At 64.4% G+C, this 21429-nt stretch carries 19 protein-coding genes; 8 read left to right on the top strand and 11 right to left on the bottom strand.

What is annotated here, in order from left to right; all coding sequences use genetic code 11:
- Positions 1-58 precede the first annotated feature (58 nt).
- Positions 59-892 (top strand): hypothetical protein, encoded by an 834-nt coding sequence (locus G455_RS0108640; RefSeq protein WP_028093338.1) that lies wholly within the window; start codon positions 59-61, stop codon positions 890-892.
- Between the two features lie 51 nt (positions 893-943).
- Here G455_RS0108640 and G455_RS0108635 read toward each other — a convergent pair whose 3' ends face one another.
- From G455_RS0108635 to G455_RS0108625, 3 genes are all read right to left on the bottom strand, one after another.
- The gene (locus G455_RS0108635) at positions 944-1282 is read right to left on the bottom strand and encodes a carboxymuconolactone decarboxylase family protein (RefSeq protein ID WP_028093337.1); all 339 of its coding nucleotides are present in this window, start codon (positions 1280-1282) and stop codon (positions 944-946) included.
- Positions 1283-1350: 68 nt separating this feature from the next.
- Positions 1351-2013: a DUF938 domain-containing protein gene (locus tag G455_RS0108630; RefSeq protein WP_028093336.1), complete on the bottom strand. Its 663-nt coding sequence runs from the start codon at positions 2011-2013 to the stop codon at positions 1351-1353.
- Positions 2010-3086 carry an NAD(P)/FAD-dependent oxidoreductase gene (locus G455_RS0108625; protein WP_051312297.1) on the bottom strand — a complete coding sequence of 359 codons (1077 nt, stop codon included), beginning with the start codon at positions 3084-3086 and terminating at the stop codon, positions 2010-2012. Before G455_RS0108625 ends, G455_RS0108630 begins: the two co-directional genes overlap by 4 nt.
- Before the next feature lie 262 nt (positions 3087-3348).
- Between G455_RS0108625 and G455_RS0108620 the strand changes: the two genes are divergently transcribed.
- On the top strand, positions 3349-3765 hold the full coding sequence (locus tag G455_RS0108620; protein WP_028093334.1) for a VOC family protein: 417 nt from the start codon (positions 3349-3351) through the stop codon (positions 3763-3765).
- A 270-nt stretch (positions 3766-4035) separates the two neighbouring features.
- Here G455_RS0108620 and G455_RS0108615 read toward each other — a convergent pair whose 3' ends face one another.
- The 8 genes from G455_RS0108615 to G455_RS0108580 all read right to left on the bottom strand — a co-directional run bounded on the left by G455_RS0108615 (position 4036) and on the right by G455_RS0108580 (position 14544).
- Entirely contained in the window at positions 4036-5106 is a 1071-nt protein-coding gene (locus G455_RS0108615; RefSeq protein ID WP_028093333.1) for a BMP family ABC transporter substrate-binding protein, read from the bottom strand.
- 44 nt (positions 5107-5150) lie between these two features.
- Positions 5151-6071 (bottom strand): ABC transporter permease, encoded by a 921-nt coding sequence (locus G455_RS0108610; protein ID WP_028093332.1) that lies wholly within the window; start codon positions 6069-6071, stop codon positions 5151-5153.
- Position 6072: 1 nt separating this feature from the next.
- Positions 6073-7152 carry an ABC transporter permease gene (locus G455_RS0108605; protein WP_028093331.1) on the bottom strand — a complete coding sequence of 360 codons (1080 nt, stop codon included), beginning with the start codon at positions 7150-7152 and terminating at the stop codon, positions 6073-6075.
- 69 nt (positions 7153-7221) lie between these two features.
- The gene (locus G455_RS0108600) at positions 7222-8739 is read right to left on the bottom strand and encodes an ABC transporter ATP-binding protein (protein WP_028093330.1); all 1518 of its coding nucleotides are present in this window, start codon (positions 8737-8739) and stop codon (positions 7222-7224) included.
- Entirely contained in the window at positions 8736-9686 is a 951-nt protein-coding gene (gene xdhC / locus G455_RS0108595) for a xanthine dehydrogenase accessory protein XdhC (protein ID WP_028093329.1), read from the bottom strand. The genes G455_RS0108600 and xdhC overlap by 4 nt, the downstream gene beginning before the upstream one ends.
- Positions 9683-12034, bottom strand: coding sequence for a xanthine dehydrogenase molybdopterin binding subunit (xdhB, locus tag G455_RS0108590; protein WP_028093328.1), 2352 nt, complete (start codon positions 12032-12034; stop codon positions 9683-9685). The genes xdhC and xdhB overlap by 4 nt, the downstream gene beginning before the upstream one ends.
- Complete coding sequence (xdhA, locus tag G455_RS0108585) at positions 12031-13389, bottom strand: xanthine dehydrogenase small subunit (protein ID WP_028093327.1); 1359 nt, start codon at positions 13387-13389, stop codon at positions 12031-12033. The genes xdhB and xdhA overlap by 4 nt, the downstream gene beginning before the upstream one ends.
- 321 nt (positions 13390-13710) lie before the next feature.
- Positions 13711-14544 (bottom strand): prephenate dehydratase, encoded by an 834-nt coding sequence (locus G455_RS0108580; protein ID WP_028093326.1) that lies wholly within the window; start codon positions 14542-14544, stop codon positions 13711-13713.
- A gap of 135 nt (positions 14545-14679) precedes the next feature.
- Here G455_RS0108580 and G455_RS0108575 point away from each other — a divergent pair, with 135 nt between their 5' ends.
- From G455_RS0108575 to G455_RS0108550, 6 genes are all read left to right on the top strand, one after another.
- Positions 14680-15183: a c-type cytochrome gene (locus tag G455_RS0108575; RefSeq protein WP_028093325.1), complete on the top strand. Its 504-nt coding sequence runs from the start codon at positions 14680-14682 to the stop codon at positions 15181-15183.
- Between the two features lie 201 nt (positions 15184-15384).
- Positions 15385-17310, top strand: a complete 1926-nt coding sequence (locus G455_RS0108570) for an extracellular solute-binding protein (protein WP_028093324.1) — start codon at positions 15385-15387, stop codon at positions 17308-17310.
- A gap of 23 nt (positions 17311-17333) precedes the next feature.
- The gene (locus tag G455_RS0108565; protein WP_028093323.1) at positions 17334-18416 is read left to right on the top strand and encodes a microcin C ABC transporter permease YejB; all 1083 of its coding nucleotides are present in this window, start codon (positions 17334-17336) and stop codon (positions 18414-18416) included.
- Positions 18417-18419: 3 nt separating this feature from the next.
- Positions 18420-19532, top strand: coding sequence for an ABC transporter permease (locus G455_RS0108560; RefSeq protein ID WP_028093322.1), 1113 nt, complete (start codon positions 18420-18422; stop codon positions 19530-19532).
- Positions 19529-19840, top strand: a complete 312-nt coding sequence (locus tag G455_RS0108555; RefSeq protein WP_028093321.1) for a hypothetical protein — start codon at positions 19529-19531, stop codon at positions 19838-19840. The genes G455_RS0108560 and G455_RS0108555 overlap by 4 nt, the downstream gene beginning before the upstream one ends.
- The gene (locus tag G455_RS0108550; RefSeq protein WP_028093320.1) at positions 19837-21414 is read left to right on the top strand and encodes an ABC transporter ATP-binding protein; all 1578 of its coding nucleotides are present in this window, start codon (positions 19837-19839) and stop codon (positions 21412-21414) included. Before G455_RS0108555 ends, G455_RS0108550 begins: the two co-directional genes overlap by 4 nt.
- Positions 21415-21429: the final 15 nt, after the last annotated feature.

Raw genomic sequence — 21429 nt, 5'->3', positions numbered from 1 at the left:
CTTCCGGTGAAGATACTGCACCGGCTCCGGGATGCGACGATCACCGAGGACAGCCCCAATGACCCGAAGACCCGAACCAACCGCGTCGACGGCTGAGACAGGCGCCTTCCGCAGGCTGGCGCTGGTCCTGTTTGCCGCGCTGGCGCTGGTCGCTGCGGCTTATTCCGACAGCAACCCGCTGACCCGGCGCGCGGAGGGCTATGCCCGCACCGTCGCGGTGGCGAGCGCGGGAGTCTATGTCACCCTGCGGACGTTGAATGCCGTGCTCTCAGCCGCGCAGGAGATCGAGGTTGGCGGCTCCATGGTGGTTTCCGGTACCGCGCAACCGCTGAAGCTGCTGGAGCCGATCGACGACACCGTCGAACGGGTGGCGGGTGGCGTTTTCGCCCTGATGGTGACGACCGGCATTCTGTCGGTGTCGATGGCACCGGTCGGCGCAGTGGGGTTTGGTCTTCTGGCATTGGGGTGCGGGCTGGCGGCTCTGGGGCGGGGGGCGCTGCAGGCGCCGGCGCAGCGGCTCGGATGGTACGGCGGCAGCCTTGCGGTGATGCTGCCGCTGGCCTTCGTTCTTTCGGGGGTGATCGCCGATCCGATGACGCAGGCGGCCTGGGATCGCAATATGGCGGTGATCGAAGATATCACTGCGCAGGTTAACGGGACAGCCCCCACTGCGACTGAGCCGGGCGGTTGGGGGGCCAGCCTGCGGTCCGCCCTGGGGGAGGTCGATCGCTATCAGGAACTGGCACGAAACCTTTATACACGCGCGGACGAGATGGTCGGCAGTTTCGTTGCCATCTTCGCGATTTTCGTCTTCAAGCTCTTCGTGCTGCCCCTGCTGCTTCTGGGCGCCTGCTGGGGGGCGCTCAGATCCTTCGCGCGCCCCGCGGCCTGAGAGGCCCTGCCGGCGGGCGGCGAAGCCCCCGGCTGGGCCGGTGCGACCGGGTTAGGCGGCGCTCAGCTCGTCATAGCATTCCAGTGCCTTGGCGGCATACATCATGGCCGGGCCGCCTCCCATCTGGATGCACATGCCGAGAACGTCTGCCACCTCTTCCCGGGTGGCGCCGGCCTTGATCAGCGCGTCGATGTGCAGCCCGATGCAGGCCTCGCAGCGTTCCGCCACGGCGATGCCGAGTGCGATGAATTCCTTGACCTTGAAGTCCAGCACGCCGCCGTCCTTGACCGCCTTGCTGAGCGATCCGAAGCCGCGCATCACCTCGCCGTTGGCGCCGTTGAAATTGCGCAGGCCGTTGCGGGTGTCAGCGATCTTGTCTTTCCAGCTCATTTTGATGCCTTTCACAGTTAGGTTTGTTCCCACTGATCATGGCGATGCGGGTAGGACATTGATCTTGATCAGAAAGCCGGCTTTTCTGCGACGACGGCCAGATTGTTGGCGGGCATTTCCTTCTGGGTCCTGACAGTCAACCCGGCGGTGATGAGCAGGCGCAGGATATCGGCAATTTCCTTGTAGCCGATGCGCGGGTCCTGCGCCGTCAGGCTGGCATGAAAGGCGCGATCGCCGTCGCTGATGAGCTGGCCGTCGCGCAGGAACGGCCCATAGAGGACGAAGCGTCCACCGGGGGCGAGGGCCTGGGCAGCCTCGGCGATCAGCACCTTGACCCAGTCCATCGGGATCAGGTGGAGCAGGTTGACCAGCAGGATCAGCTCCTGCCCGGCCAGCCGGCGGCCCCAGCCGGGGGTGGCGGCGTCGAGGTCGAGCGCGGGGGAGATATTGTCCCGGCCGCTTTCGGCGGCATAGGTGTCGATGCTGGCACGGCGAGTGGGGTCGGGATCGCTCGGCTGCCAATGCAGCCCGGGCAGGCGCGCCGCGAAGGCCGCAACATGCTGGCCGGTGCCGCTGGCGATCTCCAACGCGCGGCCGCAGCTGGGGGCCTCTTTCGCCAAGAGTGCCGCGATCGGTTCCAGATTGCGACTGGCCGAGGGGGCGACCAGCTTGCCGCCTTGGGCCTGAGTGGCAATGCTGGCGGTGTCGGGCAGGGTCAGACGGTTGGTCATCTGCCGAACCTCCCGGGGCTGAGCGCGGCGCGGATATCGGCCTCCAGTTGCGGCGGGCGGCCGAGGATCAGATCGGCGGCCAACTGACTGGCAGCGGGGCAGGTGAGAAAGCCATAGCCACCCTGGCCGGCCAGCCAGAAGAACCCCTTTGCCACCGGATCGGCACCGATCACCAGATTGCGGTCGGGGGCGAAGCTGCGCAGCCCCGCCCAGTTCGAGATCATCCGGGTGACCGGAGTGGTCACGAAGGCCTCGTATCGCGCGATCCCCTCGGCCAGCACCATGTCGTCGGCCCAGGCATCATGCGGCGTGGTCGGATCCTCTTCCGCCGGAGAGATCAGAAGCGCGCCGGCGTCGGGTTTCATGTACCATTCCTCCCGCACGCCGAAGATCATCGGCCAGGGGGCGGGGTCCATCCCCTCGGGGGCGGCAACCCGCGCCATGGAGCGGCGCATGGGGGTGAGGCCGATGGGGGCGACGCCGGCCATTTGCGCCAGTCGATCGGCCCAGGCGCCGGCGGCATTGATCACCAGGTCGGCCTCGTAACGGGCTCCGGGCGTGGTCACCTGCCAGCGGCGGCCGGGGGTGATGGCGGTCACCGGCGATTTGGTCAGGATCTGGCCGTCATGAGCGCGGATCGTCTTGGCGAAATCCTGCATCAAGCGGTCGGTGTCGATATCCCAGGCCTCGGGGGTGTAGCCGACCTGCGCGGCGATCTCGGGGTCCAGAATCGGCAGCTGCTTCAGCGTCTCGGCGGGGCTCAGCCGTTCCATCCCCATTTCGGCGCATTCGCTGGCAAAGGCTTCGGCCTGATCGGCGCGACCTGCCAGCATCAGCCCGCGGGGGCTGAGGTAATCGCTCTGGTTCAGGAAAAAATCGCCGCTGGCACGGGCCAGCGCCATGATGGAGGGCTTGCCATAGCTGGCTTCGTAAAGCGCGGCGGACCGGCCCGAGGCGTGATAGCCGGTGGCGGTTTCCGCCTCCAGCAGGGTGACAGTGGCATGGGGGGCGAGGCGCGCGCCGGCGGAGAGCCCGGCGATGCCGCCGCCGATGATCAGGATATCGGTTTTCATATCGGTCATGAGCGGGAGACTGCCATGGGGCGAGGAACGGGGGAAGGGGAGAGTGCAGGTCGGGGGTATTCAGGAGGCCTTCGTTGTTGTCCCCGGCGAAGGAACACTGGGCGGACGAGATGAGAGTTCGGTTTGATCGTGTCAATGTCGCTGGCTTTGGGATCAGAAAGTTCCGATGTATATCGAACCGTAGGCCTGCTGGGTCTACGCCAATGCCACAGCTGCGTTCGAATGAACTCACGTCCGGAAAGAGACATGCTGCATGATTGCCTACGTCACAGTCGGTGCGGATGATATCGCGCTTGCAAAACGCTTTTATTCCGCGCTCTTGCCAGCCCTTGGCTACGAGCTGGCGGAGGGGCAGGAGGGGCTGAGCTATTCTCTGCCCAAGGCGCAGGGGCAGTCTCCTGTTCTGCCCGATTTCTACGTCAAACCACCCTTTGACGGATGTCCGGCTTCGGCCGGAAACGGGGCCATGGTCGCCTTCGAGGCGGGCAATCAAGGCCAGGTTCGCGACCTCCATGCCGCCGCCCTTCTCGCTGGCGGGACCGACGCGGGGCAGCCGGGCTTTCGTGCCGCCTATGGACCCCATTTCTATGTCGGTTACCTTCGCGATCCCCAAGGCAACAAGATCGCACTTTTCTCCAGCAATCCCAACGAAGCGGGACGAGACGGATAGGCGGGAGACATGAATGTCGGAGGCCCTTCGCCGCTGATGGCGGTCCGACGACCGCAAAGGGGCGACTGCTTGGGCCGATCTTGGAGCGATATTTGGCAGCTCGTGATCTTTCATCACGCGTTGGCTCCGCGAGACAGAGTGAGATAAGGGGGCGGCCTCGATCCGCCCGTCCCGGCACAGGGTGCGATAGTCCCGAGACCCGCCCCCAACGAAAAAGGCCCCGGGAGGGTTCAACCGCCCGGGGCCTGATGAGCGTCGCGTTCGAAACCCTTATTGCGGGATGCTGCCCTCGACGCCTTCGACATAGAAATTCATGCCGGCGAGCGTGCCATCGTCAGCCACTTCGCCAGCGGCCAACCAGGGGGTGCCGTCCTGCTTGTTCAGCGGGCCGGTGAAGGGGTGGTATTCGCCCTTGGCGATCGATTCTTTCAGCGCCTCGGCCTCGGCCTTCACGTCGGCCGGCACCGCATCGGTGATCTCGCCGATGCCGACCATGCCGGTGCTGATGCCGTCCCAGGCGTTATGGCTTGCCCATGTGCCGTCGATTACCGCCTGAACCTCTTGGATATAGTAAGGCGCCCAGTTGTCGATGATCGAGGACAACCGCGGTTTCGGCGCGAATTCGATCATGTCGGCCGCCTGACCGAAGCCATAGCCGCCGTTCTTTTCCAGCACCGCCAGCGGTGCGGTCGAATCGGTATGCGCCAGCACCACGTCGACGCCCTGGTCGATCAGCGTCTGGGTGGCATCGGCCTCTTTCGCCGGGTCGAACCAGGTGTTCAGCCAGATCACCGAAAGCTTGACGTCCGGGTTGGCCTTCTTGGCATGGATATAGGTCGAGTTGATGCCGCGGATCACCTCGGGGATCGGGAAGGACCCGATATAGCCGATCTTGTTGGTCTTGGTCATCTTGCCGGCAATGAATCCGGTCACCGCACGGCCTTCATAGAAACGAGCGGAATAGGCCGACATGTTCGGTGCGGTCTTATAGCCGGTGGCGTGTTCGAATTTCACCTTGGGGAATTTCTTGGCCACGTTCATCGTCGCATCCATGAAGCCGAAGGAGGTGGTAAAGATGATATCTGCCCCCTGCAGCGCCATCTGGGTGATCGCCCGTTCCGCATCGGCACCTTCGGGCACGCTTTCCCGATAGACCAGCTCCACCTTGTCGCCGAAATGCTCTGCCATCTTCTTGGCGGATTCGTGATGGTGTTGGCTCCAGCCGCCGTCGTTGATCGGGCCGACATAGATAAAGCCGACCTTGGTCTTATCCGCGGCCATGGCGGTCGAGGCCAGGCCGATCGCCAGCGCGGCGCCGGCAAGCAGTTTGCTGAGTTTCATACGAAAAGGCTCCCTTCGTTCGTATCGTTGCTGTTGGCTCGCCCTCAGGACGAAGCGTGGAAAATCCGTCCCAGCGATCCCGGCGCACTGGATTTGTCCCGGGACAGGAGCACCAAGACGATGATGGTGATCACATAGGGCGACATGGAAAGATATTCGACGGGAATGGCAATTCCGACCCCCTGCAGGTTGAACTGCAACACGGTGACGCCGCCAAAAAGATAGGCGCCGGCCAGCACTCGCCACGGCTTCCAACTGGCGAAGACCACCAGCGCCAGGGCGATCCAGCCAACCCCCGCGGTCATCCCGTCGGTCCATTGCGGCACCCGGATCAGGCTGATGTAGGCGCCACCCAGGCCGGCACAGGCGCCGCCGAAAAGGATCGCCAGAACCCTTATGCGCACCACCTTGTACCCCAGGGCATGGGCCGCATCGTGGTTTTCACCCACCGCTCGCAGGACCAGGCCCATGCGGGAGTATTTCAGCACCGCCCAGACCGCGGCCACCAGCCCCAGGCTGAGGTAGAGGATCGGGTCATGACCGAAGAGGATCGGCCCCACCACCGGCAGATCGTTCAGCGGGCCGAGATCGACCTCGGCCATGGGTGGTGGCTTCTGGCCGCCATAGCTCTGTCCGATCAGCGCGCTGAGTCCGAGCCCGAAGAGGGTGAGCGCGAGGCCGCTGGCCACATGGTTGGCCAGCGCCACCTGGGTCAGGATGGCGAACAGCACCGACAGCAGCGCACCACCGGCCGCCGCCGCCAGGAATCCAAGCCAGGGCGATCCGGTTTCGACCGCCACGGCGAAACCGCTGATCGCGCCGGTGATCATCATCCCCTCGACCCCGAGGTTCAGGACACCGGCCTTCTCGACGACGAGTTCGCCGATCGCCGCCAGCAGAAGCGGGGTGGCCGCCACCATCAGCGTGGCGATCAGCTTTATCGGGTCGATATCGCTCAAATCCATCTCAGGTTCTCTCTTTCACGGCCAGCCGAAGCCGGTAGTTTGTCAGCAAGTCGAGCGCCAGCAGGAAGAACAGCAGCATCCCCTGGAACATCTGGATGGCGGCGGCGGGCAGTCCCAGATTGTCCTGGGCGATCTCGCCGCCGATATAGGTCAATGCCATCAGTGCCGCGGCCAGCAGGATGCCCAGCGGATTGAGCCGGCCCAGAAAGGCCACGATGATCGCGGTAAAGCCATAGCCCACGTTGAAATCGATGTTGATTTGGCCGGCAGGCCCTGCCACCTCGAACAACCCCGCCATGCCGGCCAGGGCGCCCGCCAGCCCGAGGCAGAGCAGGATCAGCCGCGCCGGGTTGACGCCGGCAAAACGCGCCGCGCGCGGTGCCTCGCCGCTCAGCCGGATGTGAAAGCCCAGCATGTGGCGGTTGAGAAGGACATAGGCAAAGATCACCGCGATCAGCGCGGCGGCGACGCCCCAGTGCATCCCCAGATCCTGCGCGATCCAACTGTTTCCCGCCGGGTAGTCATTGAAATTCCGGCTGCCCGGGAAACCATAGCCCTCGGGGTTCTTCAAAAGCCTCGTCGACATCGAGCCCAGGATCAGTTCCGCGACATAGACCAGCATCAGCGAGACGAGGATTTCATTGGTGCCGAATTTCACCTTCAGCAGCCCCGGGATCATCGCCCAGGCCCAGCCGCCAAGCGCGCCTGCAATCACCATGAGCGGAAAGACATACCAGGCGTCCAGCGGATAGAAGGCCAGCCCGACACCGGCGCCCGCCAGCGCCCCCATGATGTACTGGCCTTCCGCCCCGATGTTCCAGATGCCGGCCCGAAAGCCCAGCGACAGGCCGATGGCAATCAACACCAGCGGCGCGCCCTTCACCAGCAACTGCGGCCGATAGAAAAAGGAATATTCGCCGAACAGAGGGTCCCAAAAGATCGTCTGGATCGCGACAAAGGGGTTCTTGCCAAGGGCCGCGAACAACAGCCCGCCGAAGACCATCGTCGCGACCACGGCCAGCAGCGGGGTCGCCATCGACCAGGCGCGTGACGGCTGCGGTCGTTTCTCCAGCCGGATCATGCACGCTCTCCTGTCGGTCTTCTTCTCGTTTCAAATACGGCCGCCGGAGGCGGAATTTGGCGCCAGGTCTCACGCATGCGCCACCTCCATCCCATGGGCCCCACCCATCATCAGCCCGATTTCGTCGACGCTCAGCCCCTCGGTCGGGCGCGGCTCGCTCAACCGGCCCTCGTTCAGCGCGGCGAAGTTGTCGGCGATCTCCATCAACTCGTCCAGATCCTGGCTGATGCAGATCACCGCTGCGCCGCCGGCGGCCAGATCCAGCAGCGCCTGCCGGATCGACGCGGCGGCGGCGGCATCGACACCCCAGGTCGGCTGGTTCACCACCAGCACCTTCGGGTCCTGTAACACCTCTCGCCCGATGACGAATTTCTGCAGGTTGCCGCCCGACAGCGACCGCGCCGCATTCTCCGGTCCCGGGGTGCGCACATCGAAGGCCTGGATGATCCGCTCCGCGAAGCCCCGTGCCGCGCCCCATTTCAGAAAGCCGTGGCTTTCCAGCCTCTCGCGTACCACGCCGGTCAGCAGCGCGTTTTCGGTCAGGCTCATGTCCGGGGCGGCGGCGTGGCCCAGCCGCTCTTCCGGTGCTGTCAGCACCCCCAGTTGCCGTCGCGCCGTGGGCCCCATGCGTCCGATCGGCTGGCCGGCCATCTTGACCGCCCCGGCATCGGTCGTGATTTCCCCTGAGAGGACGCCCAGCAGCTCTTCCTGCCCGTTGCCGGCCACCCCGCCAATGCCGAGGATCTCGCCCACGCGCACGATCAGATGCAGGTTCTTCAACGCAGTGCCGAATTCGGTCGGAGAGGACACTGACAGCCCGGTGATATCGAGCGCGACGGGGCCAAGCGTTCGGCCGCTGCGCTCCGGCGTCTTCAGGCTGCTGCCCACCATCATTTCGGCCATCTGCCGCGCGGTGGTCTCGCGCGGGATGCAGTCGCCCACAACCTGGCCCAGTCGCAGAATGGTGGCCGTGTCGCAGAGCGTGCGAATTTCCTCCAGCTTGTGCGAGATATAGAGGATCGAGGTGCCCTCGGCCTTCAACTGCTGCAGTGTCTTGAACAGGATCTCGACCTCCTGCGGGGTCAGCACGCTGGTGGGCTCGTCCATGATCAACAGCTTCGGATCCTGCAACAGGCAGCGGATGATCTCGACCCGCTGGCGTTCGCCGGCCGACAGATCGCCCACCGTGCGAAACGGATCGAGCGGCAGCCCATAGGTTTCCGACACCTCGCGGATGCGGCTGGCCAGATCGCGCAGGGCGGGCGGGTTCTCCATCCCCAGCGCGATGTTCTCGGCGACGTTCAGCGCGTCGAACAGGGAAAAGTGCTGGAACACCATGGCGATGCCGTCGGCCCGCGCCACCCGCGGCTCGCTCGGTGCATAGGGCGCGCCGCGCAGGGTCATGCCGCCGCTGTCGGGTTTCACCAATCCGTAGATCATCTTGACCAGTGTCGATTTCCCGGCGCCGTTCTCGCCCAGCAGCGCGTGCACCTCCCCCTCTCCGATATCGAAGGAGATCTCGTTATTGGCGATCACGCCGGGATAGGCTTTGGTCAGCCCCTTCAAGCTCAACAGCGGCTGGCTCACGCGCGCTCCCTCGTTTCCGTTGCGGCCGTGGCGGCGCGGTGCAAAAGCTGCGTGGCGACGCCGATGGCGATCTGTTGCGGGTGTTTGCCCAGGCCGGGCTCTCCGATCGGGCAGGTGATGCGGGCGATGACATCGGGACCATGCCCCAGCGCCGCCAGCCGTGACCGGAATCGCGCCCATTTCGTAGCCGATCCGATCAGCCCCGCAAAGCCAAACCCGTGGGAAAGCAGCTGGTGGCAGAGCTCAAAATCCAGGGCGTGCGAATATGTTAGCACCAGATGCTCGGCATCGCGGGGGGCATAGCGGACCAGATCGGCCGGCTGCGACGTGGGCAGGGGGGTGACACCCTCGGGGATGTCTTGCGGGAATCGTTCCGCCCTGGTGTCGATCCAGGTGATCGCCAGATTCGGCAGGGGAGACAGAACCGACACCAGCGCGCGCCCGACATGGCCTGCGCCCCAGATCCAGAGCTGCCGGTCAGGGCGGCTGACCGGCTCGATCATCCAGCCGTCGATCAGTTGCGGCTCGGGCCGTTCGCCCTGTGCCCGGGCCCGGTCGAGCAGACGCCGAACGCTCAGCGGCAGGGGACCATCCCCGGTTACCGGGCGGGCGATCACCTCGCCCTTGAACGCCGCCAGCGCTGCCACGTCATAGACCTCCGACAGCAGAATGACCGACCCGCCGCAGCATTGCCCCAGCTCCGGCCCCAGCGCATGGCGGGTCAGCCGCCGCGCGCCCTCTTGCCCTCGCGCGGCTTGCGCCGCCGCATATTCCAGCGCGCCGCCGCCGATGGTGCCCGATTGCCCGCCGCTCGCCGCATCGCCCCAGACCAACATCGCGGCCCCCACCTCGCGCGGGGACGAACCGCTCAGGCCCGCGATCACCACCCGGGTGACGCGGCCATGGGCCTCTATGGCGGATTTCAGCGCTTCGAGTTCGAAACTCATCCGCGCACCCTCCGCACCGCCGCCCAGACCCGCTCGGGCGTTGCCGGCGCATCCAGCGCCGGATAGGCGCTGCCACAGGAGGCCACCGCATCGCTCAAGGCGAGAAAGGCCGAAATCCCCAGCATGAAGGGCGGCTCCCCCACCGCCTTCGAGCGATAGATCGTCTCCTCCCGGTTGCATCCATCCCAGAGCGCGACGTTGAAGATATCGGGCTGATCGGAAAACGCAGGGATCTTGTAGGTCGAGGGCGCATGGGTACGCAAACGCCCCTGCTGATCCCAGACCAGTTCCTCCGTCGTCAGCCAGCCGGCTCCCTGGACATAACCGCCCTCGACCTGGCCCAGGTCCAGCGCCGGGTTCAGGCTGGCGCCGGCGTCATGCAGGATGTCGGCGCGCAGGATGCGGTATTCCCCGGTGCGGGTGTCCATGGCCACCTCGGTCACCGCCGCGCCATAGGCGAAGTAATAGAACGGCCGCCCCTGTCCCTTGACCCTGTCCCAGGACACCTTGGGGGTCTTGTAGAAGCCGGTGGCCGACAGGCCCACGCGCCCCTCGTAACAGCGCTTGGCCGCCTCGGCAAAGCTCAGCACGGCACTGCCGACACGTACCTCGCCCGCTTCGAACCGCACCTCCTCCGGCGCCGCCTGATGCGCCTCGGCCAGATACGCCGCCATCCGGTCCCGGATCGCGTCACAGGCGATCTGCGCTGCCATCCCATTCAGATCGGACCCCGACGAGGCCGCGGTGGCCGAGGTATTGGGCACCTTGCCGGTATCGGTTGCGGTGATCTTCACCGCCTCCAGTCCGACACCGAAGCGGCTTGCCGCCACCTGCGCCACCTTCTGGAACAATCCTTGCCCCATCTCAGTGCCGCCGTGGTTGAGGTGGATCGACCCGTCCTGATAGACATGCACCAAGGCGCCCGCCTGATTGAGATGGGTGAGCGTGAAGGAAATCCCGAATTTCACCGGCGAAAAGGCAATCCCCTTGCGGATCGCGCCGCCCTCTGCGTTCCACTCCGCCACAGCCTGTTTCCGCGCCGCGTAATCACAGCTTTCCAGCAGCGCGGCGGTGATCCCGTGCAGCGCGAAATCCTCCACCTCCATCCCGTAAGGCGTGGTCTGGGGCAGGGCGCCGCTCCCCCCCTTTTTCTGGCCGGAAATATCCCGGGGGGGCTCCGCAGGAGCGGGGGCAGGGCCCCCCGTGGCCTCGGCGTAATAATTGCGCCGCCTGAGCTCGACCGGCTCCAGCCCCAGTTGATGGGCGGCGTGATCCATCAACCGTTCCATCCCCAGCATGCCCTGCGGCCCGCCAAAGCCACGAAAGGCGGTGGCGCTCTGGGTGTTGGTCTTCAGCCGGTGGCTCTCGATCCGGGCTTGGGGCAGCCGATAGGCGCTGTCGGCATGCAGCATGGCTCGGTCTGCCACCGGCAGCGACAGATCCTGTGCCCAGCCGCAGCGGGCGTATTGGAGGAATTCCACCCCCTCGATCCGCCCGTCCGCATCGAAGCCAGCGCGATAGCTGACCCGGAAGTCATGCCGCTTGCCGGTGATGATCATGTCGTCGTCGCGGTCATAGCGCATCTTGCAGGGCCGCCCGGTCAGACGCGCCGCGACCGCGCAAGAGACCGCCAGCGCATTGCCCTGGCTTTCCTTGCCGCCGAAGCCGCCGCCCATCCGCCGCACCTCGACCCGGACGCCATGCATCGGCAGGCCAAGCGCCTCGGCCACCTTATGCTGGATTTCGGTGGGATGTTGGGTGGAGGAGTGGACGACCATGTCGCCGCCCTCCTGCGGCAGGGCAAGCGCGGCCTGGCCTTCCAAATAGAAATGCTCCTGCCCGCCGATCTCGAAACTGCCCTCGATCACATGGGCCGCCCCGGCGATGGCGGCGGCGGCATCGCCCTTCTGCCAGATCACCGGGCCGCCCTCGAACCGGCTGTCGGCGGCCAGGGCCTGGTCGATGGTCAGAATCGGCGTCTCCTCGGTGATCCGGATGTCGCCCAGCTTCGCCGCCTTGCGCGCCGCCAGATGGGTTTCGGCGACCACCAGGAACAGCGGCTGGCCGACGTAGTTCACCCGATTCACCGCCAGCAGCGGCTCGTCATGGATGGAGGGCGAGACGTCGTTGGCAAAGGGCAGATCGGGCGCGGTCAGCACCGCGACGACACCCGGCGCCGCGCGAACAGCGGCCAGATCCATCGCCTCGATCACCCCGCGCGCCACGGGGCTCAGGCCGAAGGCCAGATGTAGCGTGCCGCGCGGGGTCGGGATATCGTCGATATAGCGCGCCGCACCCGTCACATGCAGGCGGGCGGCATCATGGGGCAGGGGGCTCGTCACGCTCATGCCGACACCTCCAGCACCGTGCCGGTCTCGCCCTGATCCTCGGCGAAATAGCGGCCCAGCATCGCCCGCGCGGTCTCCAGCCGATAGGCGGCGCTGGCGCGCATGTCGGAGAGCGGCGCGAAATCGGCGTCGAACCCGGCCTCGGCCATACGGATGGTGCCGGCCTCCCAGGGTTGGCCCAGAAGGGCGCTTTCCACATGGCGGGCGCGTTTTGGAATGCCCGCCATGCCGCCGAAGGCGATCCGCGCCCCGGTGACGATGCCGCCTTCGACCGTGATGTTGAAACAGCCGCAGACGGCCGAGATATCCTGATCGAAGCGTTTCGACAGCTTGTAGCATTTCAGCCGGTCGGGCTGGCGCGGGATGCTCACCGCCTCGACGAATTCGCCCGGGCCGCGGTCCTGCTTGCCGTAGTCGACGAAGAACGCCTCGATCGGCAGGCTGCGCCGCGCGTCGCCTTTCCGCAAATGCAGATGCGCCCCCAACGCGATCAGCGCCGGCGGGTTGTCCCCGATGGGGGAGCCATTGGCGATATTGCCGCCGATGGTTGCCGCCGCCCGCACCTGGGTGGAGGCATAGCGTCGGATCATCTCGGCATAAGAGACGAAATGCGGCGCCAGCGCCGCGCGCACCGCGTTCATATCGGTCATCGCGCCGATGCGGAGTTCCGCATCGGCGATCTCCACGCCCTTCAGATCGTCGCAGCCAGCCAGAAAGATCACCGGATCGAGATCGCGCAGCGCCTTGGTGACCCAGAGGCCCACGTCGGTGGCACCCGCGACCAGCGTTGCCTCTGGATGGGCGGTATAGATCTGCGCCAGCTCGTCGGCGCTGGCGGGGCGGAAGGCGTCGCCCGTGTGGCCGGGCAGGTCATCGTCCAGCCAGCCCGGCACGGGCTGATCCGCTGCAGCCTCGGCCGCGCGCAGGATCGGGGCATAGCCGGTGCAGCGGCAGAGATTGCCGGCGAGCGTGGTGGCATGATCGCGGTCGCCGTTCAGATGCGCCACCGCCATCGACATCACGAAGCCGGGGGTGCAGAAACCGCATTGGCTGCCGTGGTGATCCACCATCGCCTGTTGCACCGGGTGCAGCTGACCCTCCGGACCAGAGAGCCCCTCGACCGTGCGCACCGCCTTGCCGTCGAGCTGCGGCAGCAACAGGATGCAGGCGTTCAACGCCCGGGCGCCATCGCCATCGCGCAGCATCACCGTGCAGGCGCCGCAATCGCCTTCGTTGCAGCCCTCCTTGGTGCCCGTCAGCCCGCGCGTCTCGCGCAGCCACTCCAGCAGCGTGAGCGTCGGCGCACTATCCGACAGCTCAACAGTCTCTCCGTTCAGAAGAAACCTGATCGTCATCCGTGAAACCCGTCGCCTTACCCCGTTATACCCTGAAATGCCCCCTTCGATGCGACGTAGAAGGACAGGCGGGCCTTGTTTTCCCTGGGCAACAGGTTACGGACAGCCCGGTTCGTTAGGCAAGGAAAACTGCGGCCTGGGGGGCGCGCGCCGCAGTCGGAGAAACCGGCGTCGCCAGGGCGAGAGCGTGAAAATTCAACGTTTTTGACCCCCGGCGGCGCTGGCAGGCCCGCTGGTGGCGTTGAAACTCCTTCAGGAAAAACGATAAAATTCTGCCATATTTTTCAGCTTTTCCGGTTGGTCTCACTGTGGGGCTGCCGGTCAGGCCCGTTCGGCTGCCGCCGGGTAGACGCCAAGGATGGTGACATTCGTGGTGAAATAATCCAGCTCGTCCAGCGCCAGCTTGACCATCGGATCCTCTGGGTGGCCTTCGATATCGGCATAGAACTGCGTCGCGGTGAAGGAGCCTGCGACCATATAGCTTTCCAGCTTGGTCATGTTAATCCCGTTGGTGGCGAAGCCACCCAGCGCCTTGTAGAGCGCGGCGGGAATGTTGCGCACCTGGAACACGAAGCTGGTGATCATCCCGTGCTTGCCTCGGCGCGAGAAATCGGCCTCGGGCGACATCAGCAGGAAACGGGTGGTGTTGTTCGACTGATCCTCGATATGCCGTGCCAGCACGTCGAGCCCATAGATCTCGCCCGCCAGTTCGCTGGCCAGCGCCGCGGTGGTGGGATTGCCCTCTTCGGACACCTGCCGGGCCGAGCCGGCAGTATCGGCGCCGGTGATCCGGCGGATGTCATGGGCGTGCAGGAATTCCTTGCATTGCCCCAGCAGCACCGTGTGGCTCATCGCGTGGGTGATGTCGGACAATTGCGTGCCGGGCAGGCCGAGCAGGTTGATATGCACCCGCACGAAGGCCTCTTCGATGATCTTCAGCCCCGAGCGCGGCAGCAGGGTGTGGATATCGGCCACCCGGCCATAGGTCGAATTCTCGACCGGCAGCATTGCCAGATCGGCGCGGCCGGATTTCACCGCCTCGATCGCGTCCTCGAAGGTGCGGCAGGGCAGGGCCTCCATGTCGGGGCGGGCCTTGCGGCAGGCTTCGTGGCTATAGGCGCCGGGCTCTCCCTGAAAGGCGATGCGGTTTGTCATACCTTGGTTTCCATGCAACATTGGGGCGTATTGGGTGGTTGGTCGTGGTCTCTATACCTTGCCAGACGCAAGGGGAAGCCTTAGACAATCTGCTAATGCGCAGCTAGATAAACAGCTAGAACGGACAAGAGAACCATGTTTGACACAATGACAGTGACGAAGGCCGCTGCCGGTGTTCTCGGGGCCTTTCTGGTGCTTCTGCTGGCGAAATGGGGGGCCGAGGGAATCTATCACACGGAGGCGCATGGCGCTGCTTCCTACGTGATCGAGACGGCGTCCGACGAGCCCGCCGAAGCTGCCCCGGAAATGAGCTTTGAGGAGATGCTTGCATCCGCCGATGTCGGCAAGGGCGCAAAGGTGTTCAAGAAATGCCAAGCCTGCCACAAGATTGAACCGGGCGTGAACTCCACCGGCCCGTCGCTTTATGGCGTGGTGGGGCGGCAGGTCGCTGCGGTTAGCGATTTCGGCTATTCGGCGCCGATGTCTGAACATGGTGGCGCCTGGACGCCGGAAAACCTGGATCATTTCCTGACCAAGCCGAGTGCAGAGGTGCCGGGCACCGCGATGAGCTTTGCCGGCCTCAAGAAGCAGGCCGACCGGGTCAATGTGATCGCCTATCTGCAAAGCGTGGCGCAGTGATCCCGGCGCAGTGATCCCGGGCGTCACAGGTTCGGAGGGCGCCCGTTCCGATCATCAAGGACAAAACGCCGCGGCCCGGTTTTTCCCCGGGGCGCGGTTTTCACGTTCCTCTGTCGGCCTACTCACGGAAACTCAACTTGAACATTCCTGCCGCAGACCATTAGCTTGTGGCGCAGTACCGCCCAACGGAGGAAGCGCCAGATGACCCCACCCCGTGCCGCCACGCGCGTGTCTTCGCCCGCAAGGGCCGTTGTCAGCAGTGTGGAGGGGCGGCTTTTGCCGGTTCTGGCCCTGTCCCTTCTGATGCTGCTGGCCTGGACCGGGCTATTGGCGGCACAGCAGGAAAAGATCATCAAGAGCCATGGCTTTTCCGAATTCGGCGACCTGAAATATCCCGAGGGGTTCGCGCATTTCGATTATGTGAACCCGGACGCGCCGAAGGGGGGGGAACTGTCCTACGCCGCGCAGGGCACCTTCGACAGCCTCAATCCGTTCAGCCGGCAGGGCCGGGCGGCGGCGCGGTCGGGCGACCAGTATGAATCGCTGCTGACCCCCTCCTATGACGAACCGGGAACCTATTACGGTCTGCTCGCCGAGAGCCTCGAATATCCAGAAAGCCAGGACTGGGTGATCTTCAACCTGCGCCCCGAGGCGAAGTTCTCCGACGGCACGCCGGTGACGGCGGAGGATGTGGTCTTCTCGCACGAACTTTTGCTGGATCAGGGGCTGAAGTCCTATGCCGACGCCGTGCGCAAGCGCATCCCCAAGGCCGAGGCGCTGGGGCCGCATCGGGTGAAATTCTATTTCAGCCCCGATTATCCGCGTCGGGCGATGATCAGCCAGGTCGGCGGCACCCCGGTGTTTTCCAAGGCATGGTTCATGGCCGACCCCGAACATCGCCGGCTCGACAAGTCGCGGATGGTGCCGGGGATCGGCTCGGGGCCCTATGTGCTGGAAAGCTATGATACCAACCGGCGGGTGATCTATCGCCGCAATCCTGATTACTGGGGCGATCATCTGAATGTGAATGTGGGCCGGAACAATTTCGATACCATCCGGATCGAATATTTCTCGGATTCCATCGCGGCACTGGAGGCTTTCAAGGCCGGTGAGATCACCTTCCGCCGCGAGAACAATTCCAAGAGCTGGGCCTCGGCCTATGACTTTCCGGCGATTTCCAACGGTTGGGTGGTGCGTCGTGAGCTTGAGGACGGTAATGTCCCCAGCAACGCCGGTTTCGTGATGAACCTGGACCGACCGCAGTTCCAGGATATCCGAGTGCGCGAGGCGGTGCAGCTTGCCTATAACTTCGAATGGACCAACGAGAGCCTGCAATACGGCCTGTTCCGGCACCGGTCGTCCTTCTGGCAGAACAGCCCGCTCGAGGCCAAGGGCCTGCCCGAGGGGCGCGAACGCGAGGTGCTCGATGCGCTCGGCGACAAGCTCGATCCGGCGATCCTGACGTCTGAGCCGGTGATGGCGCATGAAAGCCGCGCCGAGCGGCCCAACGACCGCAAGAACCTGCGCGCAGCGATGAAGCTGCTGGACGATGCCGGCTGGGCGGTTGGCCAGGACGGTATCCGCCGCAACGCCTCGGGCGAGGTGCTGAAGATTGAATTCCTGTCGGCGGATCCGGTGATGGACCGCCTGGTGATGCCCTTCGCGGAAAACCTGCGCACCATGGGGATCGACGCCAGCTATAACCGCATAGACGACGCACAGTTCACCTTGCGTCGGCGCGAGCGTGACTTCGACATGATCTATGCCGCTTATCCCAGTTCGCTGGAGCCTTCGACCGGTCTCTATCAGCTTTATGGCGAAGAGGCAGCGAGCTATAGCGTGTTCAACCCCTCTGGCGTCCATGGCCCCGATATCGAGGCGCTGATCGACAATATCGTCCAGGCCAAGACGCGCGAGGATCTTGAGGCCAATGCCCGCGCTTTGGACCGGGTGCTGCGGTCGAAACGCTTCATGGTGCCGACCTGGTATCTGGGCAAGTATTGGGTGGCCTTCTGGGACATGTACGAGTATCCGGATCTGCCGCCCTATGCGCTGGGGTTTGAGGACCTGTGGTGGATCAACACCGACAAGGCCGCCAAGCTGAAATCCTCCGGCGCGCTGCGCTGAGCTGAAGAAGGTCCGCCGCCCCGATGGGAGCCTATATCCTCCGCCGCCTGTTGTTGGTGATCCCGACGCTGCTGGGCATCATGATCATCAACTTCACGCTCGTGCAATTTGTCCCCGGTGGGCCGGTGGAGCAGATCATTGCCCAGATGGAAGGCGGCGGCGATGTGTTCCAGGGCTTTGCCGGCGGCGGCGCCGATGTGAATACCCAAGGGGCGGGGAACGAACGCTATGTCGGCGCCCGCGGTCTGCCGCCAGAGTTCATTGCCGAGCTTGAGAAGGAGTTCGGTTTCGACAAGCCGCCGCTGGAACGGTTCCTCAACATGTTGTGGAATTACATGCGGCTCGATTTCGGGCAGAGCTATTTTCGGTCGATCAGCGTGACCGATCTCGTGCTGGAGAAGATGCCGGTGTCGATCAGTCTGGGTCTGTGGTCCACCATCATCGCCTATCTGGTGTCGATCCCTCTGGGTATCCGCAAGGCGGTGAAGGATGGCAGCCGTTTCGACACCGGGACCAGTGCTCTGATCATCGTGGCCTATGCGATCCCGGCGTTCCTGTTCGCCATTCTGTTGCTGGTGCTCTTTGCTGGTGGGTCTTATTGGCAGATCTTTCCGCTCAGGGGGCTGGTATCTGACAATTGGTCCGATTTCAGCCTGTTGGGAAAAATCGTCGATTATTTCTGGCATATCGCCCTGCCGGTTGTCTCGCTGACCATTTCCGCCTTTGCGACGCTGACATTGCTGACCAAGAACAGCTTTCTCGACGAGATCAAGAAACACTATGTCATGACTGCCCGCGCCAAGGGGCTGTCCGAAAGCAAGGTGCTCTACGGCCATGTGTTCCGTAATGCGATGCTGATCGTGATTGCAGGCTTTCCGGCGGTTTTCATCGGTGTCTTCTTCTCCGGTTCGCTGATTATCGAGACCATCTTCTCGCTCGATGGGCTGGGCCGGCTCGGGTTCGAAGCGGCGGTGGCGCGGGATTATCCGGTGATCTTCGGAACACTCTTCATCTTCGGGCTGCTCAGCCTGGTGGTGGGGATCCTGAGTGATCTGATGTATGTGCTGGTCGATCCGCGCATCGACTTCGAAAAGCGGGAGGGGTGAGGAATGGCGCTCTCCCCCCTGAACCAACGCCGCTGGCGCAACTTCAAGCGCAACCGCCGGGCCTTCTGGTCGCTGTGGATCTTCGCCGTGCTCTTCGGTCTGTCGCTGTTTGCCGAGTTTCTGGCCAACGACAAGCCGATCCTGGTGAACTATCGCGGTGGCTATTACATGCCGATCTTTCGCTTCTATCCTGAAACCGCTTTCGGCGGCGATTTCCAGACCGAGGCGATCTATCGCGATCCCGAGGTGCAATGCCTGATCGTCTCCGGCGGGGTGGAGGACTGTTTTGACGAACCCGAAAAGATCATGGCGGCGATCAAGGACAGCAGCTTCGACCAAAACACCGAAGGGTTCCGGAAGGGCTGGGCGATCTGGCCACCGATCCCCTATTCCTTCAACACCACGGTCGACCGCCCCGGCGCGGCGCCGCTGCCGCCGAACCGGCAGAACTGGCTGGGAACGGATGACACCAAGCGCGACGTGCTGGCCCGGGTGATCTATGGTTTCCGGCTGTCGATCCTCTTCACCCTGATGGTGACCAGCGCCGCCAGTCTTGTCGGTATCTTCGCCGGCGCCATTCAGGGGTTCTTCGGCGGCAAGATCGACCTGATCTTCCAGCGGCTGATCGAGATCTGGGGGGCGACGCCGTCGCTTTACGTCATCATCATCATGTTCGCCATCCTGGGCCGCAGCTTCTGGCTGCTGGTGGCGCTGATGGTGTTGTTCTCCTGGACCTCGCTGGTGCATGTGGTGCGGGCTGAGTTCCTGCGCGCCCGCAATCTGGAATATGTCCGCGCCGCCAAGGCGCTGGGGGTCGGCAACCTGACCATCATGTTCCGTCACATGCTGCCCAACGCCATGGTGGCGACGTTGACCATGCTGCCCTTCATCGTCACCGGCACCATCGGATCGCTGGCGAGCCTCGACTTCCTGGGCTTCGGTCTGCCGTCCTCGGCCCCCTCGCTGGGCGAGCTGACGTTGCAGGCGAAACAGAACCTTCAGGCGCCCTGGCTGGCCTTCACCGCCTTCACCGTCTTCGCGCTGATGCTGTCGCTGCTGGTCTTTATCTTCGAGGGCGTGCGCGATGCCTTCGACCCCAGAAAGACCTTCTCATGAGCGGCTTCACCTGTTCGTCCCGTGCCCAATGCCGGCTGAACGGCCTGTTCGGCACCGCCGTGGCGCTTTGTACGCTGATGCTGCTGTGGAGCGGTGTCGCCATGCTGACCTCGGGTGCGGCGCCGCTCGCCGCGCTGGGGCGCATGGCCGGCGTCTGGCTGACGCTGCTGGCGCCGACCAGCCTGTCTGTCCTGCTCTGGGTCGCGATGCGCGCCACCGGGCGCCAACCGGGCTGGCTGACCTCCGGCTTTGTTCTGATCGGGGCGGTCTGGGGAATTGCCATGCTGAACGGGGTCGCGCGGCTATGAGCGTTCTTGAGGTTCAGAACCTGCGCGTGGCCTTCCGCCAGGACGGCGAGACCATCGAGGCGGTGCATGGGGTGTCCTTCTCTGTCGACCGGGGCGAGACGGTGGCGCTGGTCGGCGAAAGCGGTTCAGGCAAGTCGGTTTCGGCGCTTTCCACCCTGTCGCTCTTGGGCGAGACGGCCGAGGTTTCCGGGTCGGTCACCTATCGCGGCACCCAGATGATCGGTGCTGCCGAGGCCGATTTGCGCCGGGTGCGTGGCAATGACATCAGCTTTATCTTTCAGGAGCCGATGACCTCGCTCAATCCGCTGCACACGATCGAAAAGCAATTGGCGGAATCGATTGCGCTGCACCAGGGGCTGGCGGGCGAGGCGGCGCGGGCGCGCATTCTGGAACTGCTGACCAAGGTGGGCATCCGCGATCCCGAAAGCCGGCTGGGCGCCTATCCGCACCAGCTTTCCGGCGGGCAGCGGCAGCGGGTGATGATCGCCATGGCGCTGGCCAACAAGCCCGAGATCCTGATCGCCGACGAACCGACAACCGCGCTCGACGTCACCATCCAAGCGCAGATCCTCGATCTGCTGGCCGAGCTGAAGGACAGCGAGGGCATGGGGCTGTTGTTCATCACCCATGATCTGGGCATCGTGCGCCGCATCGCCGATCGGGTCTGTGTGATGAAGGGGGGCGAGATCGTCGAGGAAGGCCCGACCGAGGCGATCTTCTCCAACCCGCAGCACCCCTATACCCGCAAGCTTCTGGCCGCCGAACCCTCGGGTGAACCCGAACCGGTGGCGGAAGACGCGGCAGAGATCCTGAAGGCCGATCACCTCAAGGTCTGGTTCCCAATCCAGCGCGGGTTGATGCGCAAGACGGTGGATCATGTGCGCGCGGTCAACGATGCGACGCTTTCGGTGCGGGCAGGTGAGACGCTGGGCATCGTCGGTGAAAGCGGCTCGGGCAAGACCACGCTGGCGTTGGCGTTGATGCGGTTGATCGGGTCAGAAGGCGGCATCATCTTTCAGGGCCGTGACATCCGCAGCTATAGCACCCGGCAGCTCAGGCATCTGCGCAAGGACATGCAGATCGTGTTTCAGGATCCCTTCGGCAGCCTCAGCCCTCGGATGACCTGTGCCCAGATCATCGCCGAGGGGTTGGCGATCCACAAGGTCGATCCGCACCGCGCCCCGCGCGATCTGGTGGCCGAGGCGATGCGGGAAACCGGGCTCGATCCGGCGGCGATGGATCGTTATCCGCATGAATTCTCCGGCGGGCAGCGGCAGCGGATCGCCATCGCGCGGGCCATGGTTCTGCGTCCCCGCCTGCTGGTGCTGGACGAGCCGACCTCGGCGCTCGACATGACGGTACAGGTGCAGATCGTCGAGCTGCTGCGCGGTCTACAGCGCAAATACGGTCTGGCCTATCTCTTCATCAGCCACGACCTGAAGGTGGTGCGGGCGATGTCGCATAAGGTTATGGTGATGAAGCAGGGCGATGTGGTCGAGGCCGGCAGCGCCGCGCAGATCTTCGAAGATGCGCAAACCGACTATACCCGGGCGCTGATCGCCGCCGCCGGCTGATCTGAGAGGGATTGC

The sequence above is a fragment of the Pseudodonghicola xiamenensis DSM 18339 genome (genome assembly GCF_000429365.1).
In the GTDB taxonomy this organism is placed as follows: Bacteria; Pseudomonadota; Alphaproteobacteria; order Rhodobacterales; family Rhodobacteraceae; genus Pseudodonghicola; species Pseudodonghicola xiamenensis.
This window is presented reverse-complemented; position numbering and strand designations above follow the sequence as displayed.